19 protein-coding genes and 2 tRNA genes are annotated in these 20,369 nt (G+C 71.0%); 10 read left to right on the top strand and 11 right to left on the bottom strand.

Annotated elements, in window-relative coordinates:
- Nucleotides 1-67: 67 nt before the first annotated feature.
- Both LUZ64_RS05950 and acpP read right to left on the bottom strand, forming a co-directional pair.
- Complete coding sequence (locus tag LUZ64_RS05950) at nucleotides 68-880, bottom strand: hypothetical protein (protein ID WP_143593468.1); 813 nt, start codon at nucleotides 878-880, stop codon at nucleotides 68-70.
- A 340-nt stretch (nucleotides 881-1,220) separates the two neighbouring features.
- Nucleotides 1,221-1,457: an acyl carrier protein gene (gene acpP / locus LUZ64_RS05945; RefSeq protein ID WP_095585065.1), complete on the bottom strand. Its 237-nt coding sequence runs from the start codon at nucleotides 1,455-1,457 to the stop codon at nucleotides 1,221-1,223.
- Nucleotides 1,458-1,784: 327 nt separating this feature from the next.
- Between acpP and LUZ64_RS05940 the strand changes: the two genes are divergently transcribed.
- Nucleotides 1,785-2,234, top strand: a complete 450-nt coding sequence (locus LUZ64_RS05940) for a peptidoglycan-binding domain-containing protein (RefSeq protein ID WP_143593469.1) — start codon at nucleotides 1,785-1,787, stop codon at nucleotides 2,232-2,234.
- 535 nt (nucleotides 2,235-2,769) lie between these two features.
- Here the strand turns inward: LUZ64_RS05940 and LUZ64_RS05935 are convergent.
- Both LUZ64_RS05935 and LUZ64_RS05930 read right to left on the bottom strand, forming a co-directional pair.
- Nucleotides 2,770-2,857, bottom strand: a tRNA-Leu gene (locus tag LUZ64_RS05935).
- A gap of 262 nt (nucleotides 2,858-3,119) precedes the next feature.
- Nucleotides 3,120-3,728 (bottom strand): Gp37-like protein, encoded by a 609-nt coding sequence (locus LUZ64_RS05930; protein WP_095585072.1) that lies wholly within the window; start codon nucleotides 3,726-3,728, stop codon nucleotides 3,120-3,122.
- An 89-nt stretch (nucleotides 3,729-3,817) separates the two neighbouring features.
- On the opposite strand from LUZ64_RS05930, the gene LUZ64_RS05925 reads away from it, so the two are divergent.
- Together LUZ64_RS05925 and LUZ64_RS05920 are read left to right on the top strand one after the other, a co-directional pair.
- Nucleotides 3,818-4,291 (top strand): RICIN domain-containing protein, encoded by a 474-nt coding sequence (locus LUZ64_RS05925; RefSeq protein WP_143593470.1) that lies wholly within the window; start codon nucleotides 3,818-3,820, stop codon nucleotides 4,289-4,291.
- 91 nt (nucleotides 4,292-4,382) lie between these two features.
- The gene (locus tag LUZ64_RS05920) at nucleotides 4,383-4,865 is read left to right on the top strand and encodes an RICIN domain-containing protein (protein ID WP_170116964.1); all 483 of its coding nucleotides are present in this window, start codon (nucleotides 4,383-4,385) and stop codon (nucleotides 4,863-4,865) included.
- Nucleotides 4,866-4,950: 85 nt separating this feature from the next.
- Here the strand turns inward: LUZ64_RS05920 and LUZ64_RS05915 are convergent, their stop codons facing one another.
- The 3 genes from LUZ64_RS05915 to LUZ64_RS05905 form a co-directional block, all read right to left on the bottom strand.
- Nucleotides 4,951-5,379: a phage tail family protein gene (locus tag LUZ64_RS05915; RefSeq protein WP_232389780.1), complete on the bottom strand. Its 429-nt coding sequence runs from the start codon at nucleotides 5,377-5,379 to the stop codon at nucleotides 4,951-4,953.
- Nucleotides 5,380-5,830: 451 nt separating this feature from the next.
- Complete coding sequence (locus LUZ64_RS05910) at nucleotides 5,831-6,547, bottom strand: hypothetical protein (protein ID WP_095585068.1); 717 nt, start codon at nucleotides 6,545-6,547, stop codon at nucleotides 5,831-5,833.
- 588 nt (nucleotides 6,548-7,135) lie between these two features.
- A tRNA-Leu gene (locus tag LUZ64_RS05905) sits at nucleotides 7,136-7,223 on the bottom strand.
- A 105-nt stretch (nucleotides 7,224-7,328) separates the two neighbouring features.
- On the opposite strand from LUZ64_RS05905, the gene LUZ64_RS05900 reads away from it, so the two are divergent.
- Entirely contained in the window at nucleotides 7,329-8,660 is a 1,332-nt protein-coding gene (locus LUZ64_RS05900) for a DUF2254 domain-containing protein (RefSeq protein ID WP_095585069.1), read from the top strand.
- A gap of 24 nt (nucleotides 8,661-8,684) precedes the next feature.
- Here LUZ64_RS05900 and LUZ64_RS05895 read toward each other — a convergent pair whose 3' ends face one another.
- On the bottom strand, nucleotides 8,685-10,235 hold the full coding sequence (locus tag LUZ64_RS05895) for an aldehyde dehydrogenase family protein (protein ID WP_095585070.1): 1,551 nt from the start codon (nucleotides 10,233-10,235) through the stop codon (nucleotides 8,685-8,687).
- A gap of 341 nt (nucleotides 10,236-10,576) precedes the next feature.
- Between LUZ64_RS05895 and fdhD the strand changes: the two genes are divergently transcribed.
- Nucleotides 10,577-11,434, top strand: coding sequence for a formate dehydrogenase accessory sulfurtransferase FdhD (gene fdhD / locus LUZ64_RS05890; protein WP_095585073.1), 858 nt, complete (start codon nucleotides 10,577-10,579; stop codon nucleotides 11,432-11,434).
- 256 nt (nucleotides 11,435-11,690) lie between these two features.
- Here fdhD and LUZ64_RS05885 read toward each other — a convergent pair whose 3' ends face one another.
- A complete protein-coding gene (locus tag LUZ64_RS05885; RefSeq protein ID WP_095585071.1) occupies nucleotides 11,691-12,191 on the bottom strand; it encodes a MarR family winged helix-turn-helix transcriptional regulator in 501 nt (166 codons plus the stop codon).
- 85 nt (nucleotides 12,192-12,276) lie between these two features.
- Here LUZ64_RS05885 and LUZ64_RS05880 point away from each other — a divergent pair, with 85 nt between their 5' ends.
- Complete coding sequence (locus tag LUZ64_RS05880; protein WP_095585074.1) at nucleotides 12,277-13,224, top strand: quinone oxidoreductase family protein; 948 nt, start codon at nucleotides 12,277-12,279, stop codon at nucleotides 13,222-13,224.
- 136 nt (nucleotides 13,225-13,360) lie between these two features.
- Nucleotides 13,361-15,406, top strand: a complete 2,046-nt coding sequence (locus tag LUZ64_RS05875; RefSeq protein WP_232389781.1) for a sialidase family protein — start codon at nucleotides 13,361-13,363, stop codon at nucleotides 15,404-15,406.
- 174 nt (nucleotides 15,407-15,580) lie between these two features.
- Here the strand turns inward: LUZ64_RS05875 and LUZ64_RS05870 are convergent, their stop codons facing one another.
- Entirely contained in the window at nucleotides 15,581-16,651 is a 1,071-nt protein-coding gene (locus LUZ64_RS05870; RefSeq protein WP_232389782.1) for a bile acid:sodium symporter family protein, read from the bottom strand.
- A gap of 92 nt (nucleotides 16,652-16,743) precedes the next feature.
- Between LUZ64_RS05870 and LUZ64_RS05865 the strand changes: the two genes are divergently transcribed.
- The 3 genes from LUZ64_RS05865 (at nucleotide 16,744) to LUZ64_RS05855 (ending at nucleotide 20,033) form a co-directional block, all read left to right on the top strand.
- Nucleotides 16,744-17,685 carry a LysR substrate-binding domain-containing protein gene (locus LUZ64_RS05865; RefSeq protein ID WP_095581442.1) on the top strand — a complete coding sequence of 314 codons (942 nt, stop codon included), beginning with the start codon at nucleotides 16,744-16,746 and terminating at the stop codon, nucleotides 17,683-17,685.
- A 182-nt stretch (nucleotides 17,686-17,867) separates the two neighbouring features.
- Complete coding sequence (locus tag LUZ64_RS05860; protein WP_095581441.1) at nucleotides 17,868-19,700, top strand: AMP-dependent synthetase/ligase; 1,833 nt, start codon at nucleotides 17,868-17,870, stop codon at nucleotides 19,698-19,700.
- A gap of 111 nt (nucleotides 19,701-19,811) precedes the next feature.
- Complete coding sequence (locus tag LUZ64_RS05855) at nucleotides 19,812-20,033, top strand: hypothetical protein (protein ID WP_095581440.1); 222 nt, start codon at nucleotides 19,812-19,814, stop codon at nucleotides 20,031-20,033.
- Nucleotides 20,034-20,083: 50 nt separating this feature from the next.
- On the opposite strand, the gene LUZ64_RS05850 is transcribed toward LUZ64_RS05855, so the two are convergent.
- Nucleotides 20,084-20,287, bottom strand: coding sequence for a hypothetical protein (locus LUZ64_RS05850; protein WP_095581439.1), 204 nt, complete (start codon nucleotides 20,285-20,287; stop codon nucleotides 20,084-20,086).
- Nucleotides 20,288-20,369 lie beyond the last annotated feature (82 nt).

Genomic DNA, 20,369 nt, shown 5'->3' with positions numbered 1-20,369 from the left:
CGGCCCCGCCGCCGGCTGTCGCCTGACAGGCACGTCGGCGGGACCAGCGCTTACGTCCGTCAGCACATCAGTACGTCAGGACCACACAGCCCAGGTTTCCGGCCTGGCCCGGCTTGCCCTTGAGCCGTCCGTAGGTCCCCGGAGGGGTGTCCAAGGTGACACCGCCACCGTCGCCACCGTCCCCGCCGCGGCCCGCGCCGGCCGGGCAGGTCGGCGGCACGGCGAACGGTTGTGCGCCCGCGCCTCCCGCACCGCCCGCCGACATGGTCCCGGCCGTGCCTGAAGCCGGGGCGGCACCCGGCTTCGACGTGGGTTCGCCGGTGCACCGGCCCTTGCCGAGACCGCTGGTGGCGTCGGTTCCCACGCCCCCGACTCCCGGCCCGACATTCAGCTGGCCCCGGATACCGGCGGCTCCACCGGCCCCGCGCGGAGCACCGGCCGTCTGCTGCCCCTTCGGGAAGTGGACCGTGGACCCGCCCATGTCCTTGCCGGCTTCGCCGTCGGTCGGGTCGAACCAGATCAGAGTGCCGCCCGCGCCACCCGCACCGCCACCGGCGACGTCGATCGACAGGGTCTCACCGGGGGTGACGTTCAAGGTGCACTGGAAGTAGCCGCCGGCGGCGCCGCCCGCACCGCCTCCGCCGGCGAGCATGATCGCGCCGTTACCCGTGGGGGCCACCAGGCCCCCGCCGCCACCACCGCCGCCACCACCGGGGCCCACGGCCGTCATCACGATCTTCGTGACGCCGTCCGGAACGGTCACCCGCGTGGTCTTCGCCTCGCTGAACGTCAGCGTGGTCTTCCCACCCGCGGGAGCCGCGGACGCCTGCCCCACCGGCAGAACGCCGGCCAGCACTCCCGACGCCACCGCCAACGCCACAGCGGCTTTTCTCCGTAACCCACGTCTTACTGCCATCTCGGCCCTCCTTGATAGACGCTGAGAACACGGCTGCACTGACCGCCATGGCAACCCGGGGATCGATCACCGGCCATCGGCATCACAGTTGCCCCGGAGCGGACGTGGCCGTGCCCGCGCCACAGGCGCCGTCGGGTCAGGGAAATGAGCCCGAACAGCGGTCATTCAGCGTTTTCAAGGTGACAGGGGCGACTCAGGAAAATCACTACCCTTTCCCCCGGCATGCCGCGCATGATCGCCTGGTGGGTGGGTATACAAGATCGTCACCCCCGGCCGGCTCGTCCGCTCATACCGCCGACTCGGCCTACCGCTGGTGGGCGTTGGCCCAGTCGATGGCGTCCTGCACGGTAGTGATCCTCTCGGCCTCCTCATCGGGTATATCCGTGGTGAACTCGAATTCCAGGGCCGTGCCCAGCTCGACGAGGTCCAGGGAGTCCGCCCCCAGGTCCCCGACGAACGACGCGCTGTTCCTCACCTCCTCCGGCTTGACGTTCAGTTGATCGGCGATGATGCGCTTCACGCGTTCCTCGATGGTGGACACTCCACGGCCTCCTGCGCCGACGACGGGCATGGGAACGAGCAGAGCCTGCCCGCTCCCCCAGTCGTTCACGCGCTGGACGCCGCCCCTGGCGGGTCGATATCGCGGCCTATCCATTCCATCCGCACGACCAGAAGGGCCGCTCCTGCCGGGCGAGGCAGCGGAACTCTTCTGGCAACATGGCCGTAACCGTCGGAAACCGTTCCCGAACTGCCGAATCAAAGCGCCTTACAACACGCTTTAGAGATGCCTCGGCGGATCCATGCTATGAATGATCTTCGAGTTGGTGACCGACCTCACCCAACTCGCTTATTGCAGAAGGGGGACGGCATGAAGGGCACGAAAATGAAAGTAATGGGCCACCTCGCGGCAGCCGCAGTCGTGGTTCCGCTGGCGGTGGTCGGGGTTTCAGGTGAGGCTTCCGCCCGTGACAGCGGTAGCAGCCCGACAGCCGCCGACGCCCAGGCGAGCCCCGACATCGCCGGCATCGGCCTCGGCAGCACCGACTGGAAAGCCGTGATCTGCGTCCAGAAGGGCATCAACGCCTGGGCCTCTCGCACGGGCAAGGGCATCCCGATCGACGAGGAGAAAGAGGAATTCGGCAAGCAGACCTACACCGAGGAAATCGATCAGTGGGTCAGGAAGCTGCAACACGCCTACGACCTGCCCGAGGACGGGATCGTCGGACCGAACACAGGAGATGCCCTTCTTCAAGAGCTCACCAACGTCCGGGACTGGCGCTGGGTCTGCTACGACCGCATCCCGAGCACGCACCGGTAAGCGGACGACTGGGCCGGCTGGTCGACGTCTGGGGTGACGAGGTCGGCGATGGCCCGCTTGGCCAGCGACAATCCCCTTCTGCGCGTTGAGGCCTGGCGAGCCACCTGGGATTCGCCGAGCTTCGGCCGGCCGACCCACCTGAGACTGCTGACCGACCACCTTCGACGGATCCGGACCGACGGCGGTCCTGCTCCATCCGAGTGAACGCGGTCACTCACACGAAAGTGACCCTTCAACAGGTGTGGCTCTACAAGTGCCCCGGGAGCTGAGTTCACTTCACTCCCCGGCTAAAAAGGGGGGGTACGCGTCGCATTGCTGCGGCGCCTTCCCTCAGTCTGGATACCTCAGGACGGCCCGCCTGACCGGCGGGCCGTTGTGGTAATTCACGGCAGTCAGGAGCCGGACGGCGGCGCGGGCGCCTTCTCGGTGATTGACACCTTCAGGCCACGCACAAGGGATTCACCGGCGCCGAGGTCACGCGGAGCGTGACCAGACCCAGGAAACAGAAAAACCCCAGATCAACTGGGGTTCCTTCTGGTGTCCGAGGGGGGACTTGAACCCCCACGCCCGATAAAGGGCACTAGCACCTCAAGCTAGCGCGTCTGCCATTCCGCCACCCGGACCAGGTGGTGCCTCCGCGAGGCGTTCCCCGCAGCGACATGGATAACCATATCAAGGGTTCGGAGCGCCGTTGACCAAGGCTTTCTCGTCGCGCTCGCGGACGGCCCGGCAGCGCCGATGCGTGGTGACGCTCCGGCGCACAGCGCCAGGCCGCCGACACGGCTCGCGTACCGCGGCAGCCGGGCGAGCGACAGACCTCCTAAAGCCTGTCTCGTAACTCGTGGTCGGGTGCTGCGTTGAGCTGATCGTGCAGGTCGTAACCGCTCAACGCCGTTTGCGGTCCGGGTCACACACGAAGCGGTAGCCCACGTTTTTGGCACGACACCATTCTTCGGTCTTGGTGCCCAGGACATCGAACCGGAGCCGGTCCGCCACGGTGTCACCGACCGCGGGCAGGCCGCCGACCTCGACGCCGGGAACCTGCCGGTCGGGCAGGGCGCGGGGGCCGATGGCGTGGTCGAGCTCCCACCACAGGGCCTCGCCGGCACTCCCGCTCGCACCCCGGGACTCCTTCGCCTGGTACTGCTGGCCCACCGCCTTCGACGGGTCCGGGAAAGCGAGACGGGAGTAGGCCAGCTTGTTGTCACACTTCCCGCCGACAAACACCGATCCCACACCGGTGTGCTGCTCAACGGTCCAATAGCGCTGGAAGAACTCGATCTGACCGGTGAAAACGGGGAAGTCCACCCCGTTTTGCCAAACGATGATTCCACCACCACACTGCAAGAGTCGGGCTTGGGGTGTGCGGTCCTTGACCAAGAGCTGCCAAGTACCTTGCTGACAGTGCCGGATGACGAGGTCCAGCTTGATCCATGTGTCTATTTCTCCTATCCGGTTCAGGTCCTTGTCTCGGACCTCCACGCGGTATCCCATGATCACCGCCCTAACGGTCCGTGTTATAAATGATCTTGGAGTTGGTGACTGACCGCACCCAACTCGCAACTTATTGAAGGGGGAATGAAGTGAGGAACGTCAAGAAGAGGGCGCTGGCCCATTTGGCGGCAGCCGCAGTCGTGGTTCCGCTGACGGTAGTTGGAACGTCGGGCGAGGCGTTCGCCGACGGTGCCAGGACATGGAAGAACGCAAAAACCGGCATGTGCCTGAGCTGGGGCAATGCCCCTACTGTCGAGACCAATAAATATGACTGCTCCGCCAAGTACGCTAAGTGGTTTGAGGAAGAGCAGTCGAACGGGTCTTTCCGGATGAAGATTAACCAAATCGGGGTTTGGGACCAGTACTGTCTCGACAGCAGTGATGCAGGCAGGGTGTACACGAAGCCGTGCAATTCCGGTAACTACCAGAAGTGGCGGCACACCCACACCTCCACTGGGTGGAAGGTCACCAACGTTGCGACCGGGCGCGTCCTCGACAGCAGTGACGGCGGCAAGGTGTACACCAAGCCCGACAACGGTGGCAAGTACCAGCGCTGGCTGTAGCGCCCGGACCCCTTGGAGGGTCGGGTTCTAAATGACTTGCGCGTTGGTGGACGACTCCCTCCAACGTGACTCTTGCAAAAGGAGGAGCGACGTGAAGAACGTCAAGAAGAGGGCTCTCGCCTATCTGGCGGCCGTCGGCGTCGTAGTTCCGCTGGCCGTTGTTGGGGCCTCGGGTGAGGCTTCCGCCCGCGATGGAGAAGAGGTGACGTGGAAAAACGTTGCCACCAAAAGGTGCCTGACAAGCGACGGGTATCACGATGTTGAGACGCTGCCTGCGAAAGATTGCCGCTTTGGCTACAGGTGGACCGAGCATGCCATCCGTGAAGACTCTTCCGGGAATGGAGTTTATCGGTTTTCAACGAAAAATGGGAAAGTCTGCCTCGATAGCAGTGACGGTGGCAAGGTCTACCTGAAGCCGTGTAACTCTGGCAAGTATCAGATGTGGATGGTGACCAAGGTATTGGGGACCTGGAAGATCGTAAATGTTGCGACGAGCATGGCTCTCGACAGCAGCGACGGCGGCAAGGTGTACACGAAGCCCATCAATACCGGCTCTTACCAGAGATGGACGTAAAGTTCGTATTGGCCGCACACGCAGGCCCGTCGTGACTTGAGCTGACGCCCCCGGAACGGATCCGGGGGCGTCTTCTGCTTTCGGGCTAGTAAGTCTCGTATCGGGGGCGGAGGGTGAGCTTCAAGGACGCCGGTCCGTTGCTGCCAGCGGTGATGCGGATGCCGACCGTGGTCTTCCCCTCCTCGACCGGCCATAGGGACGGGCTCTTGTCGAGGAGGGGCCAGTAGTTCCGGCCGGTGTTGTCGGTGAGGGTTTTGCGTCCGGGGCGGGTGTCCACGGTCAGGACCCGGCCGGCCGCTACCGCGTCGCTGCCGTCGGCGGGCGCGGTGATGCCGAATGCCTGCCCGTCGGGGCTGCTGAACTGGAACCCGCGGACCGGTGCCCGGATCTCCCACACCGGCCACGCCTCGATCTCGCCCGGATTGATGACCGGAACTGCCCTGTCCGCCAGGGCTCCACGGCTGAGCCGCAACGGGAAGAGTGCCTTGTCCTTCTTCAGGAGCCCCTCCCCCAAGTTGAACCTCCACTCCGCTACCTGAAGGTCGTCCGCGTAGAAGTAAGGGGTCGAAGGCAGTGAGCTGGATCCCGTACCTGACCCACCGGAACCCCGCGTTGTCCGCGGACTCGTTCCCCTCCATTCCCCCCTTGTAGTAGCAGTAGAGATTCCGGACTTGAGAGTCCGCCTCAACGAAACCGCAGCACGCAATGCCCGCGTTTGGGGTTGAGCGCGGAGACCAGCTTGCGCTTGAGGTCCTTCAGGGAACGCCGGTCGATGCCGTAGAGGTGGACCGGAGCATGATGTCCCGGGCGGCAGCCCGAGCCGAACGGAAGACGGATCCGTCGAGGTTCGGGGAGCTGTCGGCGTGGAACTCGAAGGGCGGGGTGTCCAGGCCGGTGGCGCCGGCCTGGAGAAGGATGCCGGGCCACCTTCGGTCGCTGAAGGCGGTGAGGGGATTTCCTCCCCCTCACCGCCACTTCCCGTGATCGATACGCAGGTGTGCCCCCACGACATCGGGAACGGGGGGAATCGGCACCGGAACGGGCCGGTCCTGGCCCGTCTGATCCCTGGTTGCGGGTAACGGGACGTCCGCGAGGCTGGTGCCGCCGCGGCCGCCCAGCTCCTGAATGACGCGCTCGACCAGCGGGCGCCACCGGCGCACCGCGTCACCGACCAAGCCGGCGAACTCGCCCGTCCCCTCCGAGAACCGGGCCAGGGAGCCCGGCCACGGGTTGAGGAACGGCCCCTCCCCAGCGCCCGGAGCACCGCCACGAGGGCGCAGTGCGCCGTCGGCCCGGTTGCCGTAGCCGAGCTGGCGGCGGATGCTGCGGGACTCGTTACCGCCGACCGTCTCCAGGGTGGAACCCTGACGCCCGGTGGCGATGTCGATGTGGCCCCAGTTGCCGGGGCCGTAGCCCCGGTAGACCATGAGGTCGCCCGCCCGCGCCGCCGCGGTCGGGACCATCGCCGTCTTCTCGACCCAGGTGACCACCGCCGGCCACCGGTTGCCCGGCGTCTCCGTCGGGGAGCCGCCGTAGGCGGCGTTGGCGTGGGAGTGGTCCACCACACAGCTCACGAAGTCGGCACACCAGGACTCGTACTCGGCGGATCCCATGTATTTGGCGCCGGACATGGCCCCGGACTTGGCCTCCTGGAGGGCGGGCGGGACTCCCGTCCAGATCAAGAGGAGTGGCCGACCGGACACCTGGGGTGTGAGGACCCCGGAGCACGAAGACCTGAAGACGGGGAAGCGGGTCAGGCCCTGGACAGGCCGCGATTACAAGACCAAGACCGCAGCCGCCAAAGCTCTGCGTGACTGGCTGACCGAGCGCGAGAACGAGGTCAAGCGGCACGACGGGGAAGTCAAGGCTGCCGTCGAGGCGGAGGCCAAGCACAAGGACGCTGAGCAATGCTGGAGGTCCCCAGGACCCGGAGAAAGTCTCAGCCCGCTGGCGGCTGGCGCCGAACCAAGATCACGAATGACCTGCAAAACAAGGAGAACCCCGTCGAGGTCTAGCAGGATCGGCCTTGCCGGGGCCGCCCCGGCTTCTCGTCGGACCGGCTCGCGGGGCGCGCTGCAAACGGGCCGAGCGGCCTGCCGGCACTGGCAGCCTGATCGAGTTACCCGTCCGGCCTGGTCCCGTGGTTGGTCATGCCACCGGTCAGGGAAAGTTTAAAAACGTACTGGTCACGCTACTGGTCACGCTGACCGCTGAGCCAGTCCGAGAAAACAGAAAAACCCCCGCTGAGCAGGGGTTTCGTCTGATCTTGCTGGTGTCCGAGGGGGGACTTGAACCCCCACGCCCGATAAAGGGCACTAGCACCTCAAGCTAGCGCGTCTGCCATTCCGCCACCCGGACCAGGTGCCGTGTTCGCAGGGCGTTCCCCGCGGCGACATGGATAACAATACCAAGGTTTCGGAGTGCCTTTCACCTGGGTATCTTCGCCGGGCATAAGGTCCACTTATGGGCAATGACGGACATCTCGGGGCGCCGGGTGGGGTGCGGCGGCGGCCTCGGGCGTTGTCGCCGTTGCGGGAGCACCTGCGGGACACGTTCTGGTTCACACCGACCGTGGGGCTGGTGGGGGCCGCGGTGGCGGCGGTGGGGGCGCTGGAGCTCGACGGGCTGCTGATCCGGACGCTTCAGGACGACGGGGACTACGGCACGGTTTCCTCGCTGATCGAGCTCGCCGACGACACCAAGACGATCATCACCACCGTGGGCTCGGCGATGCTGACCTTCATCGGTGTGGTGTTCTCGATCTCGCTCGTCGCGCTCCAGATGGCCAGCGGGCAGTTCACCCCGCGCGTGGTGCGGCTCTACGTGCGCAGCCGGATCACCAAGTGCACGTTCGCCGTCTTCCTGGCGACCTTCCTGTTCGCGCTCCTCGTGCAGGCCTCGTACCAGGGGGACACCGACCCCCGCACCGTCGAGACGGTGCCGGTGTTCTCCAGCGTGACCTGTGTGGTCATGGTGCTGGTGAGTCTGGTGCTGTTCGTCGTCTATGTGAACTCCACGCTGCGGCTGATGCGGGTCAGCCACGTCATCGACAGGATCACCCGCGAGACCTTCCGGATGCTGGAGAAGGCCGGCGGCCGGGCCGACGACGAGTCCGCCGTGCCGGGCGAGGTCACGGGGGAGGTGGTGCACCGGGGGCGGGCCGGGGTGCTGCGCGACGTGCACATCGCCCGGCTGGTGCGGATCGCCCGGCGGCACGGCCTCGTGCTGCGGCTCATCCCGCGCATCGGGGACTTCGTCGTCCCCGGTACGCCCGTGCTGGCCGTGCACGGCGGGCCCGCGCCCGGCCGGCGGGCCTTGCGGTACACCGTCTCCGTCGGGGTGGAGCGGACCTTCCACCAGGACCTGGGCTTCGGCCTCCGGCAGCTCTCCGACATCGCCCAGCGGGCCCTCTCCCCCGCCGTCAACGATCCGACGACCGCCGTTCAGTGCCTGGACCGCGTCGTGCAGATCCTCGCCGCCATCGCCGGCCGGCCGCTCGGCGCCCTGCGCCACTACGACCGTAAGGGCGCCGTCCGGCTGGTGCAGGACCAGCCCGGCTGGGCCGACCTCGTCGACCTCGGCTTCGCCGAGATCCGCGGCTGCGCCGTCGGCGCCCCGCAGGTGACCCGCCGGCTCATGGCCGCCCTCGACGACCTGCTCCGGCTCGCCCCCGAGGACCGGCACCCACCGCTCGTACGGCACCGGACGCTCCTGCGGCAGGCCGTCGACCTCGCGGTCCCCGAACCCGCCGACCGGGAGTTCGCCCTGATGCCCGACCGGCAGGGCATCGGGTGAGCCGCCCCGAACCGACCCGGCTCCTTACGGCATCAAGTGGTAGTCCGGGAAGTTCCCCGGCAGCCTCTCCTGCGCCGACTCCCCCTCCGTCACCGCCCTCACCAGCAGCTCCCCGCCCACGAACGCCCCGCGCCACGACGCCCCGAAGCCGCCGAACAGCTCCTCCCGGTCCCCGCGCGAGCGCGGCACACCGTGGCCCACCTTGAACGCCCGGATCTGCGGCGCCAGGCGTTCGTACGTGGCTCGGTCGTCGCAGGACAGCGTCGCCACCAGCGCGCCGTTGCTGGCGTTCATCGCCGCGAGCAGCTCGGCCTCCGTGTCCACCAGCACGATCGTGTCCACCGGGCCGAACGGCTCCGCGTGGTGCAGCGGTGACGCCGACGGCGGGCCGAGGAGGGCGACCGGTGCCACGTACGCGCTCGTGTCCTGACCCGGCAGGAAGCGACCGGCGGCGAGCTCGCCGCGGTGCAGCGGTACCGCGCCGCGGCTCATCGCCTCCGCCACCTGGTCCGTCAGCTCCTTGGCCTTGGCCGCGTTGATGAGCGGGCCGAGGTCCGGATCCGGGAGGTCGTCGTCCGGCGACGCCACGGCCAGCGGGTGCCCCAGGGTAAGCGCCCGTACGGCCGGCAGATAGACGGCCAGGAAGTCCGCGAAGGCCGACCGCTGCACCACGAACCGCGGATACGCCGTGCAGCGCTGCTTCCCGTACTCGAAGGTCTTGCGGATCCGCGAGCCGAACCCCTCCCAGTCCGTGAAGTTCCACAAGCCCCAGGTGTTGAGGCCCTCCTGCTCCAGGATGTGGCGCTTGCCCAGGTCCGCGACGGCGGTGGCGACCCGCGCGCCGGTGTCCCGGCCGCCCACGAAGGACACGCAGCCGATCTCGGGAGCGCGCACCAGGGCCTCGGACAACTCGCCGCCGCTGCCGCTGACGAGCGTCACCGGCAGCCCCTCGCGGACGGCGAGTGCGCTCGCGAGGGTCAGACAGGCCAGGCCGCCGTCGGTCGGCGTCTTCGCGATGACGGCGTTGCCGGCCAGTGCCTGAACGAGCATGGCGTGGACGAGCACGCTCATCGGGTAGTTCCAGCTGGCGATGTTGCTGACCGGGCCGGGCAGCGGGCTCCGGCCCTCCGTCATACGGTCGATCTCCCCGGCGTACCAGCGCACGCCGTCGATCGCCCGGTCCACGTCCGCCCGCGCCGCCCGCCAGGGCTTGCCGATCTCCCACACGAGGAGGAGTGCGAGGAGGTCACGATGCTCGGTGAGCGCGTCGAGCGTGGCGCACACACGTGCCCTGCGGTCGGCGAGCGGTACGGTCCGCCAGGCGCGGTGCTGGTCCAGGGAGGCCCGTACGGCTCGGTGCGCGGTGGCCGCGTCGAGGCGGGGCGGGCCCGCGATCGGGGTGCCGTCGACCGGGGTCGTGGCGGGGAGCGGACGGCCGTCGGGCCGCCAGGTGCCGTCCCAGAGGTTGAGGACGCGCTCGCCCCGGAACGCCTCGGGGGCCGCGACGAGGCAGCGCTGCCAGGTCGTGGCCCATTCGGTGCCGGGCTTGAGGGTGAGGTCGGTGCTCGGTGCCATCGCAGGTCTCCGCTCTCGGTGCACGGTCGAGGCAAGGAGGTGGAAGGAGGTGGCGCGTGGTGCTCACACGTACGGCGGTCGCGTACTGCTCACATGCACGGCGGTCGCGTGCTGCTCACACGCACGGCGGTCGCGTACTGCTCACACGCACGGCGGTCGCGTGCTGCTACCGAACAGTAGCCACGGCACGGGGCCGCCGATGGGTGCCCGGCCGCGATGAGGCCCACGTCACGTGAGACGGTTTGCGAGCGGATCACCGAACGGCCGTCCGGACCACCTCGGCCGTTCGCCCCGCTTCGCAAGCTTTGTCCGCCCTCCTCACCACCACGGGACTGATCGCCATGGGACGGGTCACCTCACGACGCCGCGTCATCCGCATCCGCGACGGAGCCGTCGGCACGCGCCCGGACACCCTCGTGGCCGAGGAGCCGATGGAGATCCGGCTCAACGGCAAGCCTCTCGCCATCACCATGCGCACCCCGGGCGACGACTTCGCCCTGGCGGCCGGCTTCCTGGTCAGCGAGGGCGTCCTGGCCCGCGCCGACGAGCTCGAACGCATCGTCTACTGCGCGGGCGCCACGGAGGACGGCTCGAACACGTACAACGTCGTCGACGTGCGCCTCGCCCCCGGGGTGCCGCTCCCCGACATCGCGCTCGAACGCAACGTCTACACCACGTCGTCCTGCGGCCTGTGCGGAAAGGCCAGCCTGGACGCCGTACGGACCACCGCCCGGCACCCCGTATCCGACGGCCCGTCACCGATGCGGCTCACCCCGGAGCTGCTGGCCACCCTCCCCGGCCGGTTGCGCGAGGCGCAGCGCGTCTTCGAGACCACGGGCGGGCTGCACGGGGCCGCGCTGTTCTCCGCGGACGGTGATCTGCTGGACGTCCGCGAGGACGTCGGGCGGCACAACGCGGTCGACAAGATCATCGGACGGGCTCTGCAACGGGGTCTGCTGCCGCTGTCGGGCACGGTGCTGCTGGTGTCCGGGCGCGCCTCGTTCGAGCTGGCGCAGAAGGCCGTGATGGCCGGGATCCCGGTGCTCGCGGCGGTGTCGGCACCGTCCTCGCTGGCGGTGGACCTGGCGGCGGAGACGGGGCTGACGCTGGTGGGGTTCCTGCGCGGCACGTCGATGAACGTCTACGCGGGGGAGGAGCGGGTGGTGCTGGACGGGGGTGCGGGGGGTGACGGCGCTTAGCCCCGATCGATTCGGGTAGTTCCGATCAGCCTGGGTAGTTCCGATCGGCCTGGGTAGTTCCGATCAGGCTGGGTAGTTCCGATCGGCCCGGGTAGCCCCGATCGACCCGGCCCCCCTCAGCGACGTTCCCCGGCAGCCGCTCCCGGCCGGCCCGGCCCCTGACGCCAGGCAGGCCCGGCAGGCCCGGCCCCTTCAGGCCGGCTCAGTCCGGCCGGCCCGGCCCCTCAGTCCCGAGGTGGCGGCCCCTGCCCGGCCTTCACCCCTCCGCCACCTTCCGCAGCAGTTCCAGGAACCGCTCCCTCTCCCCCGGCGTCAGCGCCCCCAGCAACTCCTCGTTCGCCTCGTCCCCCCGCTCCGCCAGCCGCACCAGCCGCCGCCCGCCCTCGTCCGTGAGGGAGATGGCGTTCTTGCGCCGGTCCGCCGGGTCCGGCTCCCGCGTGACCAGTCCCGCGGCCTGGAGGTCGTTGAGGATGCCGACCATGTCCTTGGGGTCGAAGCCGGTCGTACGGCCCAGCTCGGCCTGGGCGACCGGGCCCAGGTCGGACACGGCCGACAGCACCGCGTGGTGCGGCATCCGCAGGCCCTCCCGGGCGAGGGCCTCGCCCACCAGGCGGCGGCCGCGCGCGGAAGCGCGGTTGAGCTGCCAGCTCGGGAGGGCTCGGATCCGGGCCAGCGCCGGTCCGCTCGGGTCGATCCCGGCCCTGGCTCCGGTTCCGGTTTCGGTTTCGGTTCCTGAAGCGGCGGTCTCTTTTTTCATGTTCCGACCCTACTCATAAAATCGTTGGACCACCCAACGAAACCTCTGTATCGTTGGGACCACCAACGACATCTGGGAGGTGCGCGTGCGTCGCGTCCGGTATCACGAGAACGGCGGCCCCGAGGTCCTGCGGGTCGAGGAGGCGGACGTCCCCGGACCCGGCGCCGGCGAACTGCTGCTGCGCACCGAGGCGGTGGGCGTGACCCTGCCGGTCGTCCGGAAGGTGCGTGAGGGCGGGCTGCCGCTGCCCGCGGGCCTCGGGGGCGAGGTCGCCGGGCGGATCCTCGCGGTCGGGCCGGACGTGACGGGCTTCGCGCCCGGCGACCGCGTCACGGGCCTGTGCTTCGGCGACGCCTACGCCGACCGCTCCCTCCTGCACTCCGCCATGGCCTCCCCCGTACCCGACGGCGCGAGCGCCACCGACGCCGTCGCGCTGGTGCGCTGCGGGCTCGTCGCCCGCGGTGCGTACGAGGCCGCTCGCCCCGCCGAGGGCGAGTCCGTGCTGGTGACGGCCGCGGCGAGCGGCGTCGGGCACCTCGCCGTGCAGATCGCCGGGGCGCGCGGCGCCGGGCGGGTCGTCGCCGCGGTCGGCTCGGCCGCGAAGGCGGACTTCGTACGGTCGCTGGGCGCGGACGAGGTCGTGACGTACGAGGAGCTGGCCGGTCCGGCGCCGCTGCCCTTCGCCCCCGTCGACATCGTCCTCGACGCCGTCGGCGGCGCGCTCCTCTCCCCCGCCCTCGCCGCCCTCGCCCCCGGGGGCCGGCTGGTGGCCTACAGCTCGGGCGGCGGCACCGTCGACGCGTACGACCTCCTCGTGGGAGCGAAGTCCGTCATCGGCTTCCAGATGGCACTGATAGCCCGTCACCACCCGGCGCTGATGGAGCGGTGGCGGCTGGAGCTGTGGGAGGAGTTCGCCGCCGGGCGGCTGCGCCCCCGGGTGCACGCCGAGCTGCCGCTGACGGAGGCCGCGGAGGCGCACCGGATCATCGAGTCCCGCGTCAACCTGGGCAAGGTGGTGCTGCGACCCGTGTGAGCTCTTTGGCGGAACCCGCCTTGTGGGGTCACCTGACGCCCCGTACGTTCGGCCTCGCCGGGCCTGGAGTCAGGGCATCCGGTTTTTTGCGTGTCACGACATGCCACCACGTGCCTCGACGCGAAAGGGCCGGGCCATGGCGCCGCACCCCCCACCGGGTCCCCGACACCACCGATCCCGCCGAATCCTCCTGCTCCCCCGGATCCCCCTGTTCCGCCGTGTCTCCGGGCCCTCCCGCCCCCGACGCGCCGTCAGGGTCCCCCACGCCCTCGCCGCCGTCACCGTCGCCGCCGCGCTGGTCACCGCCGTCCACCCCCTACCCGCCCGCGCCACGGCGGATCCCGCCTCCCCGGCCCGTACCGGCTTCGAGGAGCGGGTCCTGTTCAGCGCGGCGCAGGACGGCCCACCGGGCGAATACTCCTGCTTCCGGATCCCGGCCCTCGTGGCCGGGCCGGCCCCCGGCACGGTGCTCGCCTTCGCCGAAGGCCGGAAGGGCAACTGCGGCGACGCCACCGACATCGACGTCGTCCTCAAACGGTCCACCGACGGCGGCCGCACCTGGGGGCCGCTGCGACTGGTCGACGAGGGCGACGGCGACACCCACGGCAACCCCGCGCCCGTCGTCGACCGCGCCACCGGCCGGGTCGTGCTGGTCACCACCTACAACAAGGGCAGACAGGACGCCGCCAACTGCGACGTGCCGTGCGACCGCACCCCGCACGTGCAGTACAGCGACGACGCCGGCGACCGCTGGTCCCGGCCGCGCGACCTCACGGAGTCGCTGCGCCCGCGCGGCTGGAACTCCTGGTACGCCACCGGGCCCGGCCACGGCATCCAGCTCGCCCACGGCCCCGACAGCGGCCGGCTGGTCGTCGGCGTCAACGCCGAGAGCCACGACGGCACGCGCGGCACCGCCAACCACGCGGCGCTCGCCCTCAGCGACGACGGCGGCCGGCACTGGCGGCTCGGCGCCGTCGACACCCACCCCATCGCCCCCGACGGCACCTACCGCCAGATGCCCTCCGAACTGAGCCTCGCCGAGCGGTCCGACGGCTCGGTCTACGTCAACGGGCGCGAGCAGAACGGCACCGACCTCGGCCACCGCGACGACGCGGTCAGCCGCGACGGCGGCGAGAGCTTCACCGCGCCCTTCCGCGCCCTCCCCGACCTGGCCGCGCCCATGGTCCAGGGCTCGGTCGCGGCGCTGCGCCCCGGGCGCTGGCTGCTCTCCGTGCCCGCCGACCCCGACCGGCGCCGCACGATGACGATCCGCTCCTCCTACGACCAGGGGCACACCTGGGAGAGCGCCGAGCAGGGCGCGCGCGTCACCGCCGACTGGTCCGGCTACTCCGACCTCGCGGTCGTCTCCCCCGGCACGGCCGGTCTGCTCTACGAGGCCGGGAAGGGCAACGCCCGCGACGAGATCCGCTTCGCCCGCTTCACCGAGGACTGGCTCGGGCCGCGCACCGGGCCCGGCCCCACGACACCGGACCGCGGGACGGCCGGCCGGAACGGCGCCGACGGCCGGGCCGCCCCGGGCGCTTACGTCCTCGGGGGCGCCCGGCCGACCGGCGGCCGGTGGGGCGGCGCGCTCGTCCTCGACGGCGTGGACGACTCCGTACGGCTCCCCTACCGCGACACGCTGCCGCTCGGCGAGCGGGACTTCACGGCCACCTTGTGGTTCCGCGGCGGCGGCGCGCCGCGCGGCGAACAGCCCCTGCTGTGGACGGGCGGGATCGGCGGCGCGCCACAGGTGGCCCTGCGCTGGGAACCCGCCACGCGGCAGGTGTCCGCGCGGGTCACGGCCGTTTCCGGGCCCGGCCCCGCCCGGACGGCGACGGTCCGGGCCGCCGTCGCGCCGCCGGGCGACGGCCGGTGGCACTTCGTGGCCCTGCGGCGCGGAGGCGGGCGGCTCACGCTCACCGTCGACGACGGCGCCTCGTCGGTGCCCGGCGTGCCGGGGTCGGTGAGCCGCGGGTCGACGTTCGGGGCGTATCTGGGGCAGAAGCCGGACGGCCGGGCGTTTCTGTCCGGGGAGCTCGACGACGTGCGGGTGTACGGGCGGGGGCTGCCGGAGGAGGAGGTCACGGCGGTCCGGGGCGGACGGGCTGTGGGGCGGCCGGTGGTGTGGTTGCCGCTGGACGGGGTGCGGGCGGCTTTTCCCACGCGGCCCTTTCCGTGACGGGGCCGGCCCCCGGCGGCCCGGCCCCGCTTCCGCGCTACTCCGTGCCCTCGGGCTCCGGGGTGCGTGGTGGGTCGGGGGCGGGGCGGGGTGGGCCCTCCGGGGCTGCATGATTTACGGGCCCCGTTGCGCGACGTCGAACAGTTACCCGCCGTACGGCCCGCAAATCACGCGTCACGCCCCTTGCCGGGCCCACCCCGCCCCGCCCCCTCCCGCCGCACTCCGACTGCGGGCCGTCGCCTCCGCCCCCTCCGGCGCCCGCCGCGCGTACCTCTTCGCCAGCACCGCGCAGACCATCAGCTGCATCTGGTGGAAGAGCATCAGCGGCAGGACCGCCAGGCTCGCCTGGGCGCCGAAGAGGACCCCCGCCATCGGCAGGCCGCCCGCCAGGCTCTTCTTCGAGCCGCAGAAGACGATCGTGATGCTGTCCTCCCGGCTGAAACCCAGCCGTCGCGCGCCGTACGTGGTGAGGGTGAGCATCAGGCCCAGGAGCACCGCCTCCACGCCGACCAGCGCCAGCAGCCGTACGGGCGTGACCTGGTGCCAGATGCCGCGGACGACGCCCTGGCTGAACGCGGCGTAGACGACTAGGAGGATCGAGCCCCGGTCCACGTAGCCCAGCACCTTCTTGTGCCGGGTGAGGAAGCCGCCGACCCAGCGGCGCAGCAGCTGGCCCGCGGCGAAGGGCACCAGCAGCTGGGTGACGATCGAGATCAGCGAGTGCGCGGAGAAGCCTCCGCCGTGGCCGCCCAGCAGCAGCGCCACGAGCAGCGGCGTGAGGACGATGCCCACGACGCTGGAGAAGGAGCCCGCGCAGACCGCCGCCGCGACGTTGCCGCGGGCGATGGAGGTGAAGGCGATCGAGGACTGGATCGTCGACGGCACCAGGCACAGGAACAGCAGGCCGGCGTGGAGCTGCGGCGTCAGCACGTACGGGACGAGGCCGCGGGCGGCGAGGCCCAGCAGGGGGAAGAGGACGAAGGTGCAGGCGAGGACCGTCAGGTGGAGCCGCCAGTGGCGGACGCCGTCCATCGCCTCGCGGGTGGAGAGGCGGGCGCCGTAGAGGAAGAACAGCAGGGCGACCGCGCCGGTGGACGCGCCGTTCGCGACGGGCGCGGCGGCGCCGCGCGCGGGGAGCAGCGCGGCCAGCAGCACCGTGCCGAGCAGGGCGGCTATGTAGGGGTCGAAGGGGACGCGCGACACGCGTATGCGCGCGAGGGCGGCGGGGAGGACGGGGCGTCGCATGGCTCCAGCCTCCCTCTGACCAGGGGCATCGGGAACCCCGTTCACCACACTGACTGTTATCACGTATGACGATATGACGTTAGGCTCGAAAGGTGTTCGATCCGACGCAGCTGCGCACTTTCCTGGCCGTCGCCCAGACCCTGAGCTTCACCCAGGCCGCGCACCGGCTGGGCCTCCGGCAGTCGACCGTGAGCCAGCAGGTCCGCAGGCTGGAGGAGGCCGCCGGGCGGCAGCTCTTCGCGCGTGACACGCACGGCGTGGCGCTGACCGAGGACGGCGAGGCGATGCTCGGCTTCGCCCGGACGATCCTGGAGGCGAACGAGCGGGCGGCGAGCTGGTTCGCGGGCACCCGGCTGCGTGGCAGGCTGCGGTTCGGCGCCTCGGAGGACTTCGTGCTGACGCGGCTGCCGGAGATCCTGGAGGGCTTCCGGCGCGAGCACCCGGAGGTCGATCTGGAGCTCACCGTCGATCTCTCCGAGACGCTCCAGCAGCAGCTCACGGCCGGACGGCTCGACCTCGTGCTGGCCAAACGCCACCCGGGCCGGCCGCACGGGCGCCTGGTCTGGCGGGACAAGCTGGTGTGGATCGGCAGCGAGCGGCTGCGCCTGGAGCCGCACCGGCCGCTGCCGCTGGTCGTCTTCCCGTCGCCCGCGGTGACCCGGGCCCGCGCCCTGGAAGTGCTGGAGCGGCACGGCCGCGCCTGGCGGGTGACCTGCACCAGCGGCAGCCTCAACGGCCTGGTGGCGGCCGCCCGTGCCGGGCTGGGAGTGATGGCCCACACCCTGGGCATGATCCCGCCGGGCCTGGCACGGGTCCCGGCGCGGGCCGGGCTCCCGGAGCTGGGCGCGGTCGACGTCGTGCTGCTGTACGGCGCCTCGACGGACGGCATCTCGGCGGACGGCACCTCGCCCGGCGCCGCCCGGGGCCCGGCCGAAGCGCTCGCGGAGGCGATCCTGGCTGCCGGTGACCGGCTGCACTCGTCCGGGGCCCCGGGGCTCCCGGACCGGCGCCGGGCGGGGTCGGACCCAAGGTAGGGACGGGCCCCAGGTAGGGGCGGGGTACGGGCGGCGGCACACCAGCGACACCGAAGCCGCACACAAGCGGCACGAACGCGCCACCGAAAAGGGTTCGGGGTGGTTCCGGATCGGGTACGGTCACCGCGCTGTGCGGGAGCGGCGTGTGCGGAACGCCGCCAGGAGCACGGAGGAGCGGCCAGTTGCGCGAGTTCACCGTCCCACCCCTGGTGACGTCCCCCCACGTCGGCGGCCTGGCGGACACCGTCTTCGCGGACGCGGAGCGGGACCCCGGCCATGTGGCACTGGGCCGTCGTGACGCGGACGGCGCCTGGCGGGACGTGACCGCGGCGGTCTTCCGGGACGAGGTCCTGGCCCTGGCCAAGGGCCTGCTCGCGGAGGGGGTGCGGTTCGGCGACCGCGTCGCCGTGATGTCCCGTACGCGCTACGAGTGGACCCTCTTCGACTTCGCGCTCTGGTCGATCGGCGCGCAGCCGGTGCCGCTGTATCCGACCGCCTCGGCCGAGCAGGTCTTCTGGATCCTGCGCGACGCGGGCGTCACCGCCTGCGTGGTCGAGCACGAGGACCACGCCATGACCGTCGGCTCGGTCGTCGACCGGCTGCCGCGGCTGACCCGGCTGTGGCAGCTGGACGCGGGGGCCGTCGCGGCGCTGACCGCCGCGGGCGAGCGGATCGGCGACGAGGTCGTGCACCGGCACCGGAGGGCGGTGACGCCTTCCTCCCCGGCCACGGTCGTGCACACCTCGGGCACCACGGGCCGCCCGAGGGGCTGTGTGCTCACGCACGCCAACTTCATGGCCGAGGCGGACAACGTCGTCGCGCGGTACGGGTCCGTCTTCCGCTCCCGTCCCGGCGACGAGGCCGCCACCCTGCTGTTCCTGCCGCTGGCCCATGTCTTCGGGCGGATGGTGCAGGTGGCGGCGGTGCGCGGGCGGGTGAAGCTGGGCCATCAGCCGGAGCTCACGGCCGCCGAGCTGCTGCCGGCCCTGCGGGGATTCCGGCCCACGTTCGTCCTCGCCGTGCCGTACGTCTTCGAGAGGCTCTTCGCCGAGGCCCGCCGGACGGCCGAGGGCGCGGGCCGGGGCGAGCCGTTCGGGAAGGCCGTCGACGTCGCGGTGCGCTACGCGGAGGCCCGGGAGCGGCGCGCCTTCGGCCTGGGCCCCGGACCGGGCGCCGCGCTGCGCGGCCGGCACCGGCTCTACGACCGGCTCGTCTACGCGAAGGTGCGCGAGGCGCTGGGGGGCCGGGTGCGGCACGCGATGTCGGGCGGCTCGGCGATGGACCGGCGGCTGGGGCTGTTCTTCGCGGGCGCCGGCGTCAGCGTCCTGGAGGGGTACGGGCTGACGGAGACCACCGGGGCCGCGGTCGCCAACCCGCCCGGGCGGACCCGCTTCGGGACCGTCGGGCAGCCCGTGCCGGGCACGTCCGTGCGGCTGGCGGACGACGGTGAGGTGTGGCTGCGCGGCGGGCAGGTCTTCGCCGGCTACCTCGACGACCCCAAGGCGACGGAGGCGGTCCTGCGGGACGGCTGGCTGGCCACCGGGGACCTGGGCACGCTCGACGCGGACGGGTATCTGACCATCACCGGGCGGAAGAAGGAGATCCTGGTGACCTCCGGCGGCAAGAGCGTCTCCCCGCTACCGCTGGAGGAGCGGGTACGGGCGCATCCGCTGGTCGCGCACTGCGTGGTCGTCGGCAACGACCGCCCGTACGTCGGCGCGCTGATCACCCTGGACCAGGAGGCGGTCACGCACTGGCTGCGGATGCGCGGCAGGCCCGCGCCCGAGTGGACGGTGCTGGTCCGCGACCCGGATGTGGAGGCCGAGGTGCGGCGGGCCGTGGTGGCCGCCAACACGATGGTCTCGCAGGCGGAGTCGATCCGGGCCTTCCGGATACTGGGCGGGCAGTTCACGGAGGGAAGGGGGCTGCTGACGCCGTCGCTGAAGCTGCGGCGGAAAGCGGTCGAGGAGGTGTACGCGCGGGAGGTGGAGGAGTTGTACCGGGGCCGGGGGTAGGACACCCTCCTTCCCCGGGCCGTTCCCCCGTGCGCACGCGTACGCGGAACCACCTCCCGGGTCGGTCGTTAGGGTGGCCGACACCCTTCGACTTCGACGTAAGGAAGCACCGTGAAGCCTTGGGTCAAGGTGATGGCCGGTTGTGTGCTCGCCGGAGCGGCCGTCCTGACGGCCGAGCCCGCGGCGGCGGCCGACGAACGGCCGCTGGACCTCACGGAGGCGGTGACGGGCGGGGCGTGCCAGCATGTGGCGTTCGGCGGGCTGGACTTCAAGGTCCTCTGCGCGAACGAGGTGTCGATCGAGGGTGTGCCGCCGGGCCGGGGCAACGGCTGAGGGGGCCGGCCGGGCACGGGACCCGGCCGGGCCTCCAAGGCGCTACGGCCTCACACCGCGGTCGCGTTCACCACGTAGTACAGGGCGTACAGCACTCCCGGCAGGGCCGCGATCAGTCCGCCGATGGCGGCGATCACGACGGGCAGGCGACGTGTCGCCCGCAGCACCCTGGCCAGATAGCCCACGAGCACGAAGAAGGCCAGGGCCACGACGACCCCGGCCAGCGGCCACCACACGGTGGTATTCGGATGCATGTCAGCGCTCTCCTTGTGACGGTGCCAGTCCGACGGATTTCCCACGTCTCGGCGCGCGGGCGCGTGCATCCATGGAGGGACC

This window comes from Streptomyces albireticuli (assembly GCF_021228125.1).
GTDB classification, from domain to species: Bacteria; Actinomycetota; Actinomycetes; order Streptomycetales; family Streptomycetaceae; genus Streptomyces; species Streptomyces albireticuli.
The sequence above is the reverse complement of the archived record's forward strand: the minus strand, read 5'-3'. Positions and strand labels throughout refer to the sequence as shown.